General features: G+C 44.8%; 16 protein-coding genes. 10 read left to right on the plus strand and 6 right to left on the minus strand.

What is annotated here, in order from left to right; translation table 11 throughout:
- Positions 1 to 12: 12 nt before the first annotated feature.
- Complete coding sequence (locus ACRRSX_RS12085; protein WP_432452952.1) at positions 13 to 807, plus strand: DUF1853 family protein; 795 nt, start codon at positions 13 to 15, stop codon at positions 805 to 807.
- A 14-nt stretch (positions 808 to 821) separates the two neighbouring features.
- On the opposite strand, the gene fbp is transcribed toward ACRRSX_RS12085, so the two are convergent.
- Positions 822 to 1,838 carry a class 1 fructose-bisphosphatase gene (gene fbp / locus ACRRSX_RS12090; RefSeq protein ID WP_432452951.1) on the minus strand — a complete coding sequence of 339 codons (1,017 nt, stop codon included), beginning with the start codon at positions 1,836 to 1,838 and terminating at the stop codon, positions 822 to 824.
- Between the two features lie 215 nt (positions 1,839 to 2,053).
- Between fbp and imuA the strand changes: the two genes are divergently transcribed.
- From imuA to ACRRSX_RS12110, 4 genes are all read left to right on the plus strand, one after another.
- Complete coding sequence (gene imuA / locus ACRRSX_RS12095; protein WP_432452950.1) at positions 2,054 to 2,680, plus strand: translesion DNA synthesis-associated protein ImuA; 627 nt, start codon at positions 2,054 to 2,056, stop codon at positions 2,678 to 2,680.
- 27 nt (positions 2,681 to 2,707) lie between these two features.
- Complete coding sequence (locus ACRRSX_RS12100) at positions 2,708 to 4,090, plus strand: Y-family DNA polymerase (RefSeq protein WP_432452949.1); 1,383 nt, start codon at positions 2,708 to 2,710, stop codon at positions 4,088 to 4,090.
- A gap of 237 nt (positions 4,091 to 4,327) precedes the next feature.
- Positions 4,328 to 7,387, plus strand: a complete 3,060-nt coding sequence (locus ACRRSX_RS12105) for an error-prone DNA polymerase (RefSeq protein WP_432452948.1) — start codon at positions 4,328 to 4,330, stop codon at positions 7,385 to 7,387.
- Positions 7,388 to 7,412: 25 nt separating this feature from the next.
- Positions 7,413 to 8,060, plus strand: a complete 648-nt coding sequence (locus tag ACRRSX_RS12110; protein ID WP_432452947.1) for a CDP-alcohol phosphatidyltransferase family protein — start codon at positions 7,413 to 7,415, stop codon at positions 8,058 to 8,060.
- A gap of 226 nt (positions 8,061 to 8,286) precedes the next feature.
- On the opposite strand, the gene ACRRSX_RS12115 is transcribed toward ACRRSX_RS12110, so the two are convergent.
- Positions 8,287 to 9,006, minus strand: coding sequence for a FadR/GntR family transcriptional regulator (locus ACRRSX_RS12115; RefSeq protein ID WP_432452946.1), 720 nt, complete (start codon positions 9,004 to 9,006; stop codon positions 8,287 to 8,289).
- Positions 9,007 to 10,286: 1,280 nt separating this feature from the next.
- Entirely contained in the window at positions 10,287 to 11,213 is a 927-nt protein-coding gene (locus ACRRSX_RS12120; RefSeq protein ID WP_432452945.1) for a dienelactone hydrolase family protein, read from the minus strand.
- Positions 11,214 to 11,626: 413 nt separating this feature from the next.
- On the opposite strand from ACRRSX_RS12120, the gene mepA reads away from it, so the two are divergent.
- Positions 11,627 to 12,475 (plus strand): penicillin-insensitive murein endopeptidase, encoded by an 849-nt coding sequence (gene mepA / locus ACRRSX_RS12125; RefSeq protein ID WP_432452943.1) that lies wholly within the window; start codon positions 11,627 to 11,629, stop codon positions 12,473 to 12,475.
- Here mepA and ACRRSX_RS12130 read toward each other — a convergent pair.
- Complete coding sequence (locus tag ACRRSX_RS12130) at positions 12,442 to 13,239, minus strand: metallophosphoesterase family protein (protein ID WP_432452941.1); 798 nt, start codon at positions 13,237 to 13,239, stop codon at positions 12,442 to 12,444. The genes mepA and ACRRSX_RS12130 overlap by 34 nt on opposite strands.
- Before the next feature lie 163 nt (positions 13,240 to 13,402).
- On the opposite strand from ACRRSX_RS12130, the gene ACRRSX_RS12135 reads away from it, so the two are divergent.
- The 3 genes from ACRRSX_RS12135 (at position 13,403) to ACRRSX_RS12145 (ending at position 15,970) form a co-directional block, all read left to right on the plus strand.
- The gene (locus tag ACRRSX_RS12135) at positions 13,403 to 14,167 is read left to right on the plus strand and encodes a sulfite exporter TauE/SafE family protein (RefSeq protein WP_432452940.1); all 765 of its coding nucleotides are present in this window, start codon (positions 13,403 to 13,405) and stop codon (positions 14,165 to 14,167) included.
- Between the two features lie 146 nt (positions 14,168 to 14,313).
- Positions 14,314 to 15,075: a transporter substrate-binding domain-containing protein gene (locus ACRRSX_RS12140; RefSeq protein ID WP_432452938.1), complete on the plus strand. Its 762-nt coding sequence runs from the start codon at positions 14,314 to 14,316 to the stop codon at positions 15,073 to 15,075.
- Between the two features lie 232 nt (positions 15,076 to 15,307).
- Positions 15,308 to 15,970 carry a dihydrodipicolinate reductase C-terminal domain-containing protein gene (locus tag ACRRSX_RS12145; protein WP_432452937.1) on the plus strand — a complete coding sequence of 221 codons (663 nt, stop codon included), beginning with the start codon at positions 15,308 to 15,310 and terminating at the stop codon, positions 15,968 to 15,970.
- A gap of 69 nt (positions 15,971 to 16,039) precedes the next feature.
- Here the strand turns inward: ACRRSX_RS12145 and ACRRSX_RS12150 are convergent, their stop codons facing one another.
- Together ACRRSX_RS12150 and ACRRSX_RS12155 are read right to left on the minus strand one after the other, a co-directional pair.
- Positions 16,040 to 16,573, minus strand: a complete 534-nt coding sequence (locus tag ACRRSX_RS12150; RefSeq protein ID WP_432452936.1) for a nucleotidyltransferase family protein — start codon at positions 16,571 to 16,573, stop codon at positions 16,040 to 16,042.
- 95 nt (positions 16,574 to 16,668) lie between these two features.
- Complete coding sequence (locus ACRRSX_RS12155; RefSeq protein ID WP_432452934.1) at positions 16,669 to 17,001, minus strand: hypothetical protein; 333 nt, start codon at positions 16,999 to 17,001, stop codon at positions 16,669 to 16,671.
- A 253-nt stretch (positions 17,002 to 17,254) separates the two neighbouring features.
- On the opposite strand from ACRRSX_RS12155, the gene ACRRSX_RS12160 reads away from it, so the two are divergent.
- The gene (locus ACRRSX_RS12160; RefSeq protein ID WP_432452933.1) at positions 17,255 to 18,478 is read left to right on the plus strand and encodes a DEAD/DEAH box helicase; all 1,224 of its coding nucleotides are present in this window, start codon (positions 17,255 to 17,257) and stop codon (positions 18,476 to 18,478) included.
- The last annotated feature ends 13 nt before the right edge of the window (positions 18,479 to 18,491 follow it).

Consider the following 18,491-nt stretch of genomic DNA (forward strand, 5'->3'; position numbering starts at 1 on the left):
AGAGAAACATAAATGGATTCAAATACCTTGCAAGAAGATTTGCAATGGTGCTTAAATGCACGGCCATTACTTCCCTATTCGCTACCCTATAGTGTAAATCTGGCTTGGCAGCAGCAATGGAAAAGTGCCCTATTCAACCAATTAAACAGATTACCTTCGATTAAACCTCACCCACGTTTAGGTTTATATTTTGAACAGCTATGGCGAGCCTTAATAAAACGACATCCCGATTGGCAGTTATTAGCCGATAATATCCCCGTACAAGAAAATGGAAAGACGCTGGGTGCGATTGATTTCTTACTCGTAAATCATCGGCAGCAAAAGGTTGAACATTGGGAATTAGCCCTAAAATTTTATTTGGCCGTAAAAAGTAACAGTAGTGCCTACGATTATGTTGGCCCAAACCTGCAAGATCGGCTAAGCAACAAGCTAAGTAAACTGTTACTCAAACAGATCCCTCTCGGCCGTCATCCACAAATCCAAGCACTACGACAAGTTTACTCACACTATCAATTTAAACAGCGCATCATATTGTCAGGTTATCTGTTCGAGCAAGCGCCGGAACGCAGTGAAACACTGCAGAGTCTCCATTGGTATAGTCATCAACAATGGCGAAAAAATCATCGAGGAGAAGATTGGTGTGAACTCAATAAACAGCAATGGTTAAGCCCGCCTGCTCATCAGTTAGAGCCCATTAAATCAACAAGCTGGCAAATCGATCGGCCAGTGCAACTGTATTGTCCACAACAACAGAAAAGAATTTTTGTTTGCCCTGACGAATGGTTCATCAGGGCAAAAGCGAGTTAGGAATAAGAGATAACTTAAGCTTTATTCTCGTCCAGAGAATATTCGCGCATCATCGCTTCAACCGTTTCAACCATGTTGGTACTGCCACAGAAAAAAGGAACACGTTGATGTAACTCAGTCGGCTCAATATCCATAATTCGATTAAAGCCATCACTGGCTTTACCGCCTGCTTGCTCAATAAGGAAGGCCATTGGGTTGCACTCATACAATAAGCGTAGCTTCCCGGAGGGCGCAGACGCTGTTGAAGGATAAATGTAGATCCCACCCTTAAGCAAGTTACGATGGAAATCAGACACTAAAGACCCAATGTAACGAGAGGTATAGGGGCGATTAGTATTCGGTTCAATCTCTTGACAATATTTGAGGTACTTCTTCACCCCAGTTGGAAACTTAAGGTAATTCCCTTCATTAATCGAATAGATAATCCCATCTTTAGGGATCGTCATGTTCTCGTGGGATAAATAGAATACACCTAAAGATGGATCGCAGGTAAAACCATGTACGCCATGACCCGTGGTATAGACCAACATAGTTGATGAACCATAAACCACGTAACCAGCCGCGACCTGACGATAGCCTGGTTGCAAAAAGTCTTCTAATACAACAGGGGAACTACAAGGACTGATCCGTCGATAAATAGAAAAAATAGTGCCTACTGATACATTCACATCAATATTAGAAGAACCATCTAAGGGGTCCATCAGAACAACGTATTTACTGTCGATAGAACGAGTACTATCAAAACTAACAAATTCATCTTCTTCTTCAGAAGCGACACCACATACTTCACCCCTTGCTTCCAATGCCGCTTTAAACATTTCATTGGCATAAAGATCGAGCTTTTGTTGTACTTCTCCTTGTACATTTTCTACGCCAGTTGCGCCAATAATATCGACTAAACCAGCCTTATTGATTTCGCGGTTAACCACCTTTGCGGCTAAACGAATCGCCCCAAGCAGTTGGGTCAGCTCTCCCGTAGCTTCAGGAAACTGGTGCTGCTTCTCAATTATGTATTCACCCAGAGTTATCATTTGTATCCCTATTTATTGACTCGCCCATGAAAACCTTTTCAATCTCCACAGTTATTTTGCAAGTATTTATTAAAAATTACTAGCATCATTAGTCAATTGTAATACATATAAGCGAAAAAAATATTTGCAAATGCATAAAATTAACACTACTGTATATCCATACAGTAATTGTAAGGCCGTTAAATTTGGCATCGACTGAGAGCATGGAGCGAACAATGGCACAACAAATCAATCAACTGCTACAGAACAACAAAGTTTGGCAAGGTAAGCAATGGCATCGCAGCCAGCTAACGGTGCAAGCAAGCGGCTTTGAACAGCTTGATCAACAGCTCCCAGGCCAAGGTTGGCCACAAGGCGCAATGACAGAAGTCCTCTATGAACAACAAGGTATTGGGGAACTACAACTGCTGTTACCGGCCCTGGCTAAATTAAGTAAAAAATCACAATGGATCATATGGGTGGCGCCTCCGTTCATGCCAAATGCCCCAGCACTGCAACAACACAACATTGATATAAGTAAGGTGATTGTGATCCGCCCAGAACAGTGCAGCGATATTATCTGGACCATTGAACAAGCCCTTAAAAGTGGCTGTTGCAGCGCCGTGTTAGGCTGGGTTGATCATTTAGATTTAAAAGCCAGTCGCCGCTTGCAACTAGCTGCCGAACAAGGCGACTGTCTCAGTTATTTATTTAGACCTTTGCAGCAACAACAACAAAGCTCCAGCGCTAGTGTTCGCATTGCACTACATCCCAATAGAAATACTGACCAAATCAGCTACCAGCTATTAAAACGACGCGGCGCAGCTCCGCTCTACGGGCAACATATTCCTCGTCGAGTTTAATAGCAAAGCACTCAATGTGACTAAAGCATGTATTGGATTTACCTTGATTTCCCACAACTCGCGCTGGACTTGCTACAGCGCGAACATTCGCTCTCCGAAGCCTTAGCTATTCACCATAAGCAACAACTCTCTCAGTTCAACAAGGCAGCGCATCAGCTAGGGCTCTACTTTGGCTGTTCGCTCAATACCGCCTATCAGCTGGCACCACAGCTCCATCTCTATGAACAACAAACGCAAGTTACTGATGATTTGTTTCAAAACTTAGCCCAACAAGCTTTAAGCTATGCTGCGCAAGTCGCCCTGCACCCAGATTATGGCCTATTTATTAATGGTTCTGGCATGCAGAGTATTTATCCCACCCCCCAGACTCATGCTCAACAACTAAGCATCATCTATCAACAACAAGGCTTAAGCTTTCGACTGGCCTGGGCCAACACCGCGCTCGCTGCTCGCTGGCTGGTTTGCTCAAAGCATAAACAAGCACCCTATAGAGGGGTCGAAACACTCGACGCTCTACCACTAAGCGCCTGTGATTTGCCAAAAACACAAATTGCCAGCTTACAAGCCATGGGGCTTTACACATTTAAACAGCTTTGCGCATTACCTCGCCCAGAACTGCGAAAACGTTTAGGAGAACAAAGCCTAAAAAGCTTAGATCAGGCGCGAGGTAAACAGCCATACCCGCTCGCTTTTATTCAAGCACAAGACCGTTACCAGCAAATGTTTCCACTGCTGAGTGAAATCAACACCACTCAAGCTTTAATGTTTCCTTTGAAGCAAGCTTGCCAACATTTACAACACTGGCTAAGAGAACGCCAGTATTGCTGTAATGAAATCGTCCTTGAATTATGTTTTCGTGATAAGGCCAAACAAAGGCTCCTGTTACGCAGTGCCCGTATGCTACAAAGTCGTCACGACTGGTTTGCCTTATTTCAGCTGAAACTAGAGACTCTGAGATTACCAGCGGCGTTGCTCGAGTTTAACCTCAGTAGCGAAGCGCTCTACCCTTTAAATCATTCGAGCAATGGGCTATTTGACCAAGACCAAACTCAACTCGATGATCTGTTATTTGATCAACTCAACATCCGTTTAGGTAGCCAACGGATCCATCGTTTAAGCTGTCGAGCTGATTATCGGCCTGAACTAGCCAGCCAATATCAACCCTTAGAACATACCTCTGCACTTAGTTATCCGAGTAACTTTCCTCGACCATGCTGGTTACTGCCCCAGCTTAAACCAATCAATATTGTGCATTATAAGCTGCTCTCAGCTCCAGAACGTATTGCCAGCGGATGGTGGGATGAGCACCAAATTAACCGCGATTATTATTTGGCGAAAAGTCAGCATGAGGCGCTTGCTTGGATATGCCAAGAGAATCAGCAATGGTTTTTACATGGTTGGTTTGGCTAGGCTGTTGCACTTAACTAATGATTTTTAATCAAGTACTTAGTCGCAGAAAAAGCGGCTTAATGCCGCAGCTATCACTCTCTATTCTCAATGAGGAAGAAAATGTATTTAGCCCCGCTTTCCAAATGCGCTTATCAACAGACCTCGTTTATTTTAGCGGCTTATCTATGACGCCATCACACAGACTCGGCCTCATACAAGCTGCGGTCCCATCATTACCAGAAATAGACAAGCAGTAAGATGAATACGATTCCTTTTGCCGAACTCAATGCTCAGAGTAACTTTAGTTTTTTATATGGCGCGTCCCACCCTGAGGAGTTGGTCGAACAGGCCCAGCAATATCAATATCAAGCGATTGCCATCACCGACGAATGTAGCTTAAGTGGTGTTGTACGCGCCCACCAACAAGCGACTCAACTCGGGATCAAACTGCTCATTGGTAGCCAATTTACTTGTCAGGAACAATGCCAAATCGTGTTGCTTGCCAAAGATCTACAAGGCTATCAACAGCTTTGTCGCTTGATTACAGCAGCTAGAAAAAATAGTCATAAGGGTCACTACCAACTCAACTTGAGTCAGTTTGAAAAAGACTTAGACAACTGCATACTGCTCATAAAAGCTACGCCACAACTAACGACAGCCCAGCTTCACCAGCTACAAACAGTCCGAAAACAACCGCTATATCTGCTATTGCACAATGATTTAACCGAAACCAGTCAACAGCTTAATGACTACCGCCACTTAGCAAAATCTAACCAAGTTCGCTGTGTTGCCTCCATGAATCCTCGCATGCATCTCGCCAAGCGGAAAAAGCTGGCCGATGTGCTCGATGCGATCCGCCACCATACCTGTGTACAACAGGCTGGATTTTTACTCTCCCCCAATGCCGAACGCCGCCTTTTAAGATGGCCACAACTACAGCAGCGTTACCGAGCAGAAGAACTAGCACTAAGCAGTGAATTGGCAGAACAATGTCAATTCAGTTTAAATGAGCTTCGTTACCAATACCCAAAAGACTGTGTTCCAAAGGGTTACACTGCCCAAGACTACTTACGAATACTCGTAGAACGGGGGGCAAAAAAACGTTTTGGTAAAACCTTAGCGGACGAGATCCGTCAACAGATTGACCACGAATTAGCCTTAATTAGCGAACTCAACTACGAGCATTACTTTTTAACCATTTATGACATCGTCGATTACGCACGGAAACAACAGATCCTGTGCCAAGGGCGAGGCTCAGCCGCTAATTCGGTGGTCTGTTACTGTTTATATATTACCGAAGTTCATCCCCAGCAAGCAGGTTTATTATTTGAACGCTTTATCTCCAAAGAGCGAGATGAGCCACCCGACATTGATGTTGATTTTGAGCACCAACGCCGTGAAGAAGTGATCCAATATATCTACCAAAAATATGGTCGTGACCGCGCGGCTCTTGCTGCCAGCATTGTGACCTACCGAACCCGTAGCGCCATCAATGACATCGGCAAAGCCTTAGCGATCCCTGCACATATTCTGCATAGTCTCAACCATCATATCGACTGGCGCGATAAAAGTTCCAACACCCGTGAAAAGATTATTAAATCTGGCTCACTACCCGCCGCTCACGTACATCACTTTGCCGAATTAGTGGAACAATTACGGGGCTTTCCGCGCCACCTTTCGCAACACGTCGGGGGATTTGTTATCGCGCAAGGGCAACTTTGTGACTTAGTGCCGATTGAAAATGCTGCCATGGCCGAACGCACGATTATTCAGTGGGATAAGAATGATTTAGAAGCACTACATTTAATGAAAGTAGATATTCTCGCGCTTGGCATGCTAAGCGCGATCCGCCGCTGTCTGAGGAGTTTGAGTGAACGGGAACAGCGCCGTATTAGCCTGAGCGACATTCCACAGAACGACCCTTGCACCTACGATATGTTATGTCGTGGCGACAGCATTGGGATTTTTCAAATCGAGTCGCGAGCACAAATGAGTATGTTGCCGCGTTTAAAGCCCAGAAGCTATTACGACTTAGTGATCGAAGTCGCCATCGTACGTCCCGGCCCCATCCAAGGCGATATGGTGCATCCTTACCTACGACGACGTCACGGAGAAGAAGCCGTTAGCTATCCTAGCCCAGAGGTCGAATCGGTATTAAGTCGAACCCTCGGGATCCCAATTTTCCAAGAACAAGTCATCAAATTAGCGATGGTCGCGGCCGGATTTAGTGGCGGCGAAGCCGATCAATTACGTCGCGCGATGGCCGCTTGGAAACGTAATGGTAAGCTCCGCTATTTTAAAGATAAATTAATCAACGGTATGCTTAGTCGCGGCTATCAACTCGATTTTGCCGAACGCTTATTCTCACAAATATTGGGCTTTGGTGAATATGGTTTTCCGGAGTCTCATGCCGCCAGCTTTGCTCTGTTGGTTTACATTTCTTCTTGGTTAAAGTGTCACGAACCCGCCGCCTTTTGCTGTGCATTGCTCAATAGCCAACCAATGGGATTTTATAGTCCTAGTCAACTGATACAAGATATTCAACGCCATGGGGTTAGCATCTTAGCAATCGACATTAACCACAGCGCTTGGGAGCATCACCTAGATTACCAAAGCGCAGCTAAGGGAGCGATCCGCTTAGGCTTAAAACAAATCAAAGGGTTAAATCGACATAAGATCAATCGCTTGCTACAACAGCGCCCCGCTCAAGGCTTCACTCATCTGGCGCAAATCACCGCCTGCTTAGACCAAAGTAGTTTAAACGCCTTAGCTTCAGCCGATGCTTTCGCGGGTCTTGCCGGTCATCGCCATCAAACACGTTGGAAAATGAGTGGTATCGAGCCAGATCTACCGCTATTTGCAATGCCCTCTGAGGCAAAAGTGCAACTGCCTGTCCCGAGTGAAATTGAAGGTATCACCCAAGATTATCTCACGACTAACCTGAGTTTACGCCACCATCCTCTGCAGCTGTTGCGCGAACACCAAGCCCTAAAAAATTGTTTGTCACAATTGCAATTACAAGGCTGCCAACACGGTCAATTAGTTACCGTCGTTGGTTTAGTGGTAGGACGTCAACGCCCAGGGGCAACGGCCGATGTCACCTTCGTCACCCTAGAGGATGAAACTGGTAATAGCAATGTGATAGTCTGGCCAGCAACCGCCAAAGCTCAGCGTAAAGCGCTTATTTCATCTCGCTTACTTAAAGTGACAGGGCGCTTAGAACGCTGTGATAATGTATTGCATATTATCGCCGGAAAGTTAGAGGATTGCTCATGGCTATTGGCCGATTTATCGATCCACTCCCGCGACTTTCGTTAAATGAAGGCTGAACAATAGGATATCTATGTTAGATCGCTACGCCGTAAAACTGATTAAAGCACCACTGGACTACGTCGCCAAGCATTTAGATAAGGCGGGTTTGAATGCCAACCAAATCACCCTCAGCGGATTTGTGCTCGGCTTAGCAGCCATTCCTATGTTGGCCTTTCAACACTATGATTGGGCCTTAGGCTTGATCATACTCAACCGTATATTCGATGGTTTAGACGGCGCATTGGCAAGGCGTCAAGGTTGTAGCGATTTTGGCGGCTACCTTGATATTGTCTGTGATTTTATCTTTTACTCTGGTGTCGTTTTGGGATTTGCTCTGGCCGCTCCTGAGCAAAATTCCATTGCAGCCAATGTACTCATCTGGACTTTTATGGGTACTGGCTCAAGTTTCCTCACTTTTGCCATTATGGCCGCCAAAAGAGATATAGAGAATACGGTATATCCACACAAGTCCTTATATTACTTGGGAGGACTCACCGAAGGTAGTGAAACCATCGCTTTATTCCTGATTTTTTGCATATATCCGGAGCATTTCCCCACCTTGGCCCTAGGTTTTGCAGCTCTGTGTTTCATCACCACATTAACTCGGGTCTTAGCAGCCAAGGCCACTTTTATTGATTCACCAAATCAAGGGCCAGAAACTCCAAAGGCAGGTGACTAGAAACGCCTCGGTTTATGCTTGTTTACCGTCTATTTTGTTGAATTGTCATATCCCTATAGGCTGAAACATCACAGTGAATGGGCGAAACCAAAGAACAAGAAAGATCCTGAGAATCGCTTTTATGACAGAACGCTCAGCGTAACCCAAAATAGAGAAAGGTTACGCCATTTCCTAAAGACGAGAATTGGTCTCTATCTACAATAAAGACCTGAGATAAGCACCAGGATTAAGCCACAGCACCTTTTGCCAACTGCTGTGGGCCCAAAGCTAATAAAGCAAGGTTTGCCTGTCGAGCTTGCTCTGCATCACCAGCCATAATCGATTGATAAATAGCCGTATGTTCAGGCATACAAGTATGACCATCCTGAGAAGCATATTTAAAGTAATGTACGTACATCACCTGTAAGACATTCGCGAAAGGAATAAAGAAGCAGTTTCCGGTCGCCAAATAGATTAAACGATGAAAACGCAAGTCCGCCTCGACCCATTCAGACCAATCTTGTTTTTTAGCGACCGCCGACATTTGTAAAAAAGCTTCGGTTAATGCACTACGTTGCTGGGACGTGGCATTCTTTGCAGCCAAAGCCGCAGCTTGTGGTTCAATAGCTTGGCGTAAAGCAATAAATTCATCCATTGCTTGCTGTTGCATTCCCAGGCCAGACATCCAACTCAATAACTGAGGATCGAGCATATTCCAGTGTTCTCGAGCTCTAACTCGAGTCCCAATCTTAGGTCGCGACTCCAATAAGCCTTTGGAGCTAAGATGTTTAATCGCTTCTCGCAAGGCCGTTCGACTCACCGCAAACTGTTCACACAACTCCATCTCGGATGGAATAATACTATGTTGCGCAAGTGCTCCCGATAAAATACTTTTAGCAACTTCTCTTGCCACTTGTAAGTGCAAACTCCGAGCAGCACCTTCGATCGTTGAAAATTCACTAGCCATAGGGATCCTTATACTTTCCTATGATTTAATCCAAAATAAATATGAAAACAGCTCGCTCATCTATAATGACTAAAGCGTCACTACGGTAGCATGATTTTATTTTTTCTCTATAGGTAATGATTTAATAATTTGATAATACTGTATTTTTTTCAATACACTTGTGAATCCGAATCCACAAATCGTAGTCGTAATTTTACGAAAATTGGTAACAGATCAGCTTACTTGTATGATGATTAAGTTTAATTTGACAGCCAATTTTAAAATCATCAGTACGCCCTATTTCGGCTATAACTCTCTTCACTTAATCTAAGAAAATTGCCATCGGGTGAGTGTTTAATGGGTTTGGCCATTGCTTATCCGTGAATCACAATCAGCCATTAAAGAAACTTGAAGCCAAAGCCCACCCTCAATATGCAATACAATAAGTTAATATTAATTTATGGCGGAGTTCAATCCATATTGAGGATGGCCTGTTGGTACTGCAGTGACCAATACTCTCGATAAAAACCCCGGTATAACCAGTGAGCAACTCTTTAACACCGCTCACCCAATGACAAGGTATGATAATACTCACTCTATTTTAGCCATTCGCGGCCGCAACAGCTCGACACGCTTTTGGCATCATAAAATACTCCGCTTGTTGCTGATCACTCCGGGTTTCTCCATAAGGTATCACTTGTCGACCTCGTCATAGCTGCTGGCCAAGTTCGCTACTCGGCTTATCTAAAGCGCCTTCAAGCATTTGGCGAAGCCCTTCAACTCGGTTTCAAGCATCTTCCGAGCGGTAAACACCAATAAACATAAACCTCATTGCGAAGCGCAGGCGTACATCGGCCCAAATGACATAAAAAACGAGTCATATGAATCACCACCTGATGATGTATTGAGTAAGGGGCTTTACCAAACAAAAGACGATATTACTGGTGAAAGCCACTGAGTGACTGACAACCATTATAGACAGCTGAATTAGTTACCGATTGTCGCTTGTTAAATATCGCCACACGCCGAATTCATCTAGCATAGCTTGATAGACGCGACAACTTGACCGACAAAAAAGTGGTATTACCCCCTTCATACTGGGTGTCACGGCGATTCATTGCGTTATACTTCTGCTGAAACTGAAAGCTTAGCTCAAACATTGGTTTTGCTGCTCTGTAATCAGTTCGGATGAAGCTAAACTAACAACCGATCAACACCCTCGCTACCGAAAAATAAGCAAGTATTTTTCGGTAGCGACAAATAGAAGGCACAAACACAAGCAAGGTTGCGCCTTCAAGTTTTTATCCCAATTGCTGTTTAAAAAAGTCTAGCGTGCGACTCCAGGCGAGTTCGGCCTGCAGCTCGTCATAACGGCCAGTGGAGTCATTATGAAAACCATGATTGGCCCCCTGATACATATGCATCTGGTAAGCAACCTTGTTCGCCAGCAGATCTTGTTCATAATCGGGCCAGGTAGCATTCACCCGTTTATCTAACTCAGCCAGGTGGATCAACAAGGGCGCTTTAATATTTGACCGAAGCTCTTTCGCGGATGGCGTTCCGTAAAATGGTACGCCTGCATTCAGCTGCTTGGCCATTCTTGCTGCTAGCATATTCACCACATAACCACCAAAACAAAAACCAACCGCGCCCAACTTGCCGTTACTGGCGGGATGTTCCTTCAAAAAAACGGCGGCGGCCAAAAAGTCTTGTTCAATTTTACCTTTATCAAGGGACTTTTGCATACTACGCCCTTGATCATCATTCCCCGGATAGCCGCCTAATGTATGCAATGCATCGGGTGCAAATGCAATATAGCCAGCCTTGGCTAAGCGCCGCGCAACGTCTTTAATATAAGGATTTAAGCCCCGGTTTTCATGGATCACTAAGATCACCGGCAGCGGTTTGTCGGCATTCTTCGGTGTGACCAGATAACCTCGCCCTTCACCATGTCCCATTGGTGAATCAAACAAGACATACTCGGCTTTAATCTCGGGATCATTAAACGACACCTGCTCAGCCAAGGCATAATTAGGAAGTAGAGCCGAAGACAACATCGCCATAGAAAAACCCAAAGCGGTCAGCTTTGCCAAACGCGCCAGAAAGGTTCGCCGGTCAATCAAGCCATGTGCATATTCGTCATACCAGTCAAAAGCCTCTTGGGGAATCGCGTAAGACTGAGCATCGATACTTGCTGCTGTGCTAGAAAACTGATTAGATTGAGCCACTATCATACCCTCACGTAAAAATAAATTTGCATCCAATGCGACGGCTCACACAGTTGCTTCTGAGCTGCGGCATCTCCATTTACCAACAATCGTTACTCTGGTTCAGCATCAATCGATTGCCCAAACGGCAATCATTAATAAACGCCAAGCATGTTGCTTGTCCTTCACCCAAAACAGAGTGGCTTGAAGTACTCCCATACCACAACGATCAGCTTCACAACAAATCAGACAACACATTGGCTACAAATTACCAACCAAATATCAACATAAATGATCTAAGCAATAAGCGCAAACTATCACGAGAGATCCCTCAACCATCAAATCAAATGGTTTGCGATAAACAATACCGTACGCGCTTAGCTAAGTGCGCTAAACTTTGCGAACCAACCGCTAATAAAGGAAATCAAGTCAATATGCTGGAGCGATTCAAACTGGTAATTAGCTTGAGTGTTATGGTCAATGTTTCCGTGATGGCAGCCAGTCACCCTTGGGAGCAGATCAATAGCCCCTCACATGGGAGCCCTAATGCCATAGGCGCCTATAACCAAGGTTGTCTAGCCGGAGGCCAGCCCTTAGCGCTCACCGGTGAAGGCTATCGGGTGGTTTACCCCGAACGTCGACGCAATTATGGTCATCCAAGCTTACTCGGATTTATTCAAGACTATGCCAAAACGCTAAAAGCTAAGGGCCTGCAGAATATTCTCATTGCCGATATGTCAATGCCGCGAGGCGGACCATTTAGTCATGGTCATCGTAGTCATCAAATCGGCTTAGATGTGGATATTTGGTTTAAAACCACCACGGACAAACTCACGCCATCCCAACAGACAAACCTTAGGCCTATCAACTTAGTTGACTCAAAAAACTTCCGACTTGAATCTGCTTGGTCAAGTACGCATCAGCAAATGCTAAAAATTGCCGCGCAAGACCCGCGAGTCGCGAGGATCTTCGTTAATCCGGTCATCAAACAGCAGCTCTGCACTCACACTCAAGCCAAACAACGCTGGTTGGCTAAAATTCGACCTTGGTGGGGGCATACCAAACATATGCACATCAGGCTTCACTGCCCTATCGATCAACCACTGTGCCAAGAACAAACGGCCTTAGCTGAAGGCAATGGCTGTCAAGATCTGGTTTGGTGGAAACAACAACTGACGCAACCAGCAACTCTGCGTAACACTCCCCCAGCAAAGCCCAAACCTAAAGTAGACTTACCAGCCCCATGCGCTCAATTACTTGCTCGACCCGAAACCAAAGCATAGGCCCAATCATCGCGACCGCGCAGCTCCGCCAGTGCAACAGCTTTTTGTATATCGTAGGCAACCTGATATTGCGCCACTGTCCAACCTTGCGCCGTCAACTCTACAATGGCATAACGTGCATGCGGGCTAAAATTTTCCATCACATGTGAATTGGGCCAATCATCTCGATAAGCTTGTAAGCCGACACTGCCGGGGTTCACCAGCAATTGCTGCTCCCCTATGTTCACCACCCTTGGCGTATGGCTATGACCGCATAAAATTAACGGTGATGTTTGCCCTTCGAGTAAAGCTAATATTTCATGCTCTGAACGTAGCTGGGCAAAGCCTTGACTCACGTCATCTACGAGGTAGATCAAGTCATCCCCAGGGCTTGCATGACACAAATAAACCTGCTCGTTCAATTGCAGATCAAAAGGAAGCTGCTGCATCCACTGGAGTGGCTCAGGCCCTAAGTCGTCTAAAATAAACTGCATCGTTGGGTTCGTCGCGCAATCAGCAGCACTTGCTTGATAAATCTGGCGATCTTGATTTCCACAAATCGTCACAAAATCAAGTTCCCTCAGGCGCTCGTAAGTCGCCCGAGGCGCAATCGGTCCATATAAAATATCACCTAGATTGACCACCACATCAACCCCTCGGCTCTCAATATCTGCCACCACCGCCTCAAGTGCGTACAGATTGCTGTGGATATCTGACAATACCGCAATTCGCATCAACTCATCCTCTTTAAAATTCAACTTGGTCGCTTCAATAACTCGAGTCAAACAATACCCGTCCGTGTCTTAAACCTAATGGACGAACTGGGATTGCCGGTAAGTTTTTACCGCAAGCCTATGAAGTAACAGATTTATATCAGAAATTCACTAGAGTTAACCAGCAAAGTATTGTCATTGCGATAAACCTGAAGCTTGTACGAGCAATGGATTAATGATTAGTATCATCAAACAAACCCAAAAAAGAGAAGCTAAGCATTTGTCAACAGAGTCTATTTTGGGCTTAAGCGCCTTAGTTACATCATTGATTGCCGCCATATTTGGCTTTGGTGGTGGCATGTTATTGATTGCCGTACTGCCTTTATACCTAAGTCCAAGTACCATCATTCCCATTCATGGGGTCACACAACTCGCCAGCAATATCTCGCGAAGTTTGTTTTCGCTCAAGCACGTACAGTGGCCGCTCATCGTCCCGTTTTTAATTGGCTCAATCCTCGGCGTTGGTTTATTTGGCTTGCTACTAAGCCATCTACCCAGCAAATATATTCCTGCGCTTATAGGCTCCTACATTGTGTTGAACTTATGGAGCAGCAAGTTTTCTCGCCTCATCAATCGATATGAGAGTTATTACCTGATTGGTGTCCTGCAAACCGGATTGGGTTTAGTCGTGGGTGCAACTGGCCCTATCGGTACCAGCGTGTTAGCCAAAAAGCTGAGCGACCATAACCAACTGATTGCTACCAGTTCAATGTTTATGACGATTAGTCATTTACTTAAAATATTGGTATTTGGCTTTATCGGCTTTAGCTACACTGAGCATCTTAACTTACTGATAAGCATGGTGCTTGGTTCGGTACTCGGCTCTTATTTAGGGACCAAAATGCGCAGGCTGGTCGGAAATCAGCGACTCATATGGCTAATTAAAGCATTGTTAACTGGACTCGCCCTAAAAATGATATTCAGCGTGATATTGACTTAGAACTAGAATGCTTTCACCCTCTCTATGGTGAGGCTGATATCACTTGTATAAAACTTACTCATATCGTCGAACTAAAAAGACCGGAGAAATTCAATTTTCGGCTTAATACAACACACATAAACGCAACTATACGGATATTCCTATTTATGAAACTCGTCACATTCATTACAGCTGTTAGCCTTTTGTTCAGCGCAGCATCCCAAGCAGACCGTTTACAAGACATTCAAAAACAAGGCTACATCACCGTCGGTACCACTGGTGATTACAAGCCTTTCTCTTTTTACGATGGCGCAACGTTCAAAGGTTACGACATCGACGTCGCAAAACACTTGGCCCATGAAATGGGCGTAGAAGTTAAATTTGTTCAAACCACCTGGAAAAACCTACTGTTGGGCTTAGATGAAAACCAGTATGACATCGCTATGGGCGGCATTACACGTCGTATCTCTCGTCAAATGGCCGCAGAACAAAGTCAAGGTTACATGACTTTTGGCAAGTGCTTCTTAGTCGCTCAGGGACGCGGTTCTCTATTTGATACCTTAGAAGAAGTAAACCGTCCAGAAGTTAAAGTTGGGATAAATATTGGCGGAACCAACGAAAAATTTGCCGAAAAATACCTGAGTAAAGCCACTTTGGTACGCTTTGATAACAACCTAGATGTCCCCAAAGCTCTAGAAGCGGGGAAAATCGACGTGATGGTAACCGAAACACCGGAAGCTCTTTATTATCAAGTGATTAATAAAAAACTAGAAGCGGTGCGCGAAGACAATCCATTCACCAAAAGTCAATTTGGTTACCTGATCCCAGATGGTGAACAACGCCTGCTGAACACTGTTAACTTCATCATGGATGAGATGAAACTAAAAGGTATCGACCAGGATTTAATGAAGAAAAACTCATTAAAATAAGTGCTGATTAAAATTCAAAATCACTGCTTCATTAAGCATCGATGAAGCGGTGAGCCTTGTCATCCAGACGTTCACCTAAGTCGTTGATGTAAGCTAAGAGCACAAACATTATTCGAGCGGAGCTGGATCAATCATGACACGGCTTTTTATACACTAAGCGAGAAATTCAGATCTAATATTTTCAAGAACGGATTACGGCGTAATCCCTTATTAAATAGGCAATATAAATCATATGAATGTTTTTGTAGTTGGGAATGGAAAACTAGCAAACGAGCTACTCAGTCAATTGCAGTTTAACCAAGTGAAGGCTTGGCACGAAAGAGCGAACAACAACCCGGCGATTATTGTACATGCGGGTTCAGGCAGAGAACTCGAAGAAATCATGACCTATTGCCGAAATACAAATTCGGTGTTGGTTGAGCTTTCAACAGGATCGCAGATAGAGGAGATAGCTATCGACTTTAGCGCAGTAGTCTGTCCGAATATCAATATATTGATGCTCAAATTCATGCATATGATTTCAAACCACGGACAACAATTCCAACAATATAACATCCAACTAAGTGAATCGCATCAGTCAGAAAAAACCTCGGTGCCGGGCACTGCAGTTTATTTAGCGAATGCATTCGACCTGCCTGTTGAGGACATTCACTCCATCAGAAATCCAGAACAGCAGCAACACTTATGCGGAGTTCCTTCGGAACATCTATCCAGACACGCAGTCCATCAAATAACGATTCAAGATAGTTCATGCAGCATCTCCTTGGAATCGCGGGTGTACGGAGATTCTCCCTATGCATCGGGGGTTTTAAAAGTCATACACGCTATTGAGAACCACCAATTGGAGCAGCGCCTATATACCATTCATGAACTGATCGAAAAAGAATGGCTGTAAATAACGAGTAAACCAAAGCTATAAAGCTCAACTCAAAAGATCCGCGTAGTATTCAAAACCGGTGTCCAATTACCCCTCAATCGTTAGCTTAGGCCACTGCGCCAACCACGTTTTGGCCTGTATTCGCTGCTCAAAGACTTCACGAGACCGCTTAGGATTATGGGTAATGTTCAATTGAAATAACGACTCAAAGCCAAAGGCCGAAACACACTCATAGCCTTGAGAAGTTTTACGGATCGCCACCGCTGTTTCTTTTTCCGGCCAAAAACTCATTGCATCCAAAGTACTTAAGTACGGTCGATCATGATTACGCAGGTGCATCCGGGCTTGGTTGCGCACCTGCCAGTGAAGCTGGGGCATGTAAGATCTAAGCTTAACTTCAAGTTTCAGCTGCCTTTCTGGATCCGTCTCCTCGGCATCAAAGTAAATCACATCCACATCATTGAGAGGCGTAGCAACTGGTTTATGATGCAGATGATCCCAAACCATATTACGCACAAAACCAGCCGCTAAATACCCCTGAGGCAAGCCAAGTCGGTGAACACAGTCAAGTGCCTGCAAACGTTGTTGATCGTTTTGCAGCAGCTGGATGATAGTTTCCATTTGAACCTAATTATTCACATATTAACGAATAACAACTGATTACTTTCTGTATTCACGACTGAGATGCTAAAACAAAACGCAACCAACAAGACTAATTATTTATTTTTCAACCAAATGGTAGAATTAGAAAATACAATTTGCTTACAATTGTTAGTAATTTCAAATGTTACTCCCCAATCAGTTGAATTACCGCCCAAGTGATCGATTTCTCCGGTTGCCGTTTGACTTTTTTCATTTATCAAAACAATTTTATCTGCATTCTGAGTCACATAAGTGGCACCACCATAAACCTGACAATACCCAGTACAAACATAGTAACCTGCGATATCGACATACCCTTGTTCGTTCATAACGCACTGAGCTTGAGCATTCCAAGAAGAAAAAGACAAAACGGCCAAAGAAATAATGCTTTTAACAAAATAATTCATTTACAACGTCCTTGATATTAAAAGAAAATATATTTTATAAAAAAATAGTTAACCGCGCCACTAAGCATCCTTATCGAGGCTAAGAACATAATCCCCTGCACGATTCGCAATATCTCTCTAAACTGGGTATTTATATAGTAAGTATTAGCCCCGCTAAGCAAAGCGCGCGCTTCGTGCTACAATCGCAAGCTTATCTGCGCTTAGTGCTATTTGCCTTAATCGCGGCCCTATTGTTCGTCATCTGAGACCCTTCATGCCATTTTCTAAACTTGGATTAAGTACGCCGATCTTACAAGCTTTGAGCGAGCGTGCATATCAACAGCCCACGCCCATTCAGCAACAAGCCATTCCGGCTATTTTAGCGGGTAAAAACCTGCTCGCCGCGGCGCAAACCGGCACCGGCAAAACGGCCAGCTTTGTATTGCCCATTTTGCAAAAACTAAGTAAAGCGCAAACGCCCCTGCGCGGTAAACGGATTCGGGTGCTGATCCTTACCCCCACCCGTGAACTGGCGGTTCAGGTTGAAGAGAATATTGGCCATTACGCAAAACATTTAGAAATCAGCTCACTGGCAATGGTTGGCGGTGTTGACGCAGAACCACAGAAACAAGCCCTAATCTACGGCGTAGATATTCTGGTCGCAACCCCGGGGCGCCTGCTGGATATGATCCATCAACGAGCCCTGCACTTCGACCAACTTGATACTTTGGTGCTCGATGAAGCCGACCGAATGCTGGATATGGGCTTCATCGACGACCTTGAGAAAATTTTGCAGCGCCTGCCCGAGCAGCGTCAAAGTCTGTTGTTTTCGGCAACTTTATCTCCACAAATTAAGCGCTTAGCCAAAACGACTATCGAAAATCCGCTGGAAATCAATGTGGCGTCGTCTGCGGATAACAGCCCTAAAATCGAGCAATGGTTAATTACCGTCGACAAAGACAAAAAGTCGGCATTACTCAGCCAGATGATCGTTGATAACAACTGGCAACAGGCGCTGATCTTTATTCAAACCAAACATGGCTCGGCCAAACTGGTGAGCCAATTGGAGAAGCGTGGCATTCAAGCCGAAGCCTTTCATAGCGGCCGAAGCCAGGCCTCACGTAGTAAGTTACTCGCCGATTTTAAATCTGGTGAAGTCCAGTTTGTGGTGGCTACTGGTATTGCAGCGCGCGGCATCGACATCGATGAATTAAGTCGTGTGGTCAATTATGATCTGCCCGATCAAGCCGACGACTATATTCATCGCATCGGCAGAACCGGCCGGGCTGGCGCTGTTGGCGAAGCGATCTCTTTTGTCTCAAAAGATGACTTTAGAAACCTTTGTTCGATTGAGAGTCGCCTCGGTCAGCTGATAGAACGCCGGGTCGTTGAAGGCTTAGAGCCGAAAAAAGAAGTGCCAATTTCTATCCTGAATTATCGGCCCAAATCAAACAAGGGTTCGGGGCATTACAAGCCAAGAAACAAAGTCAGCCACTAAACCCGCGAGCCAA

Source organism: Agarivorans sp. QJM3NY_30 (assembly GCF_050870855.2).
Lineage (GTDB): Bacteria > Pseudomonadota > Gammaproteobacteria > Enterobacterales > Celerinatantimonadaceae > Agarivorans.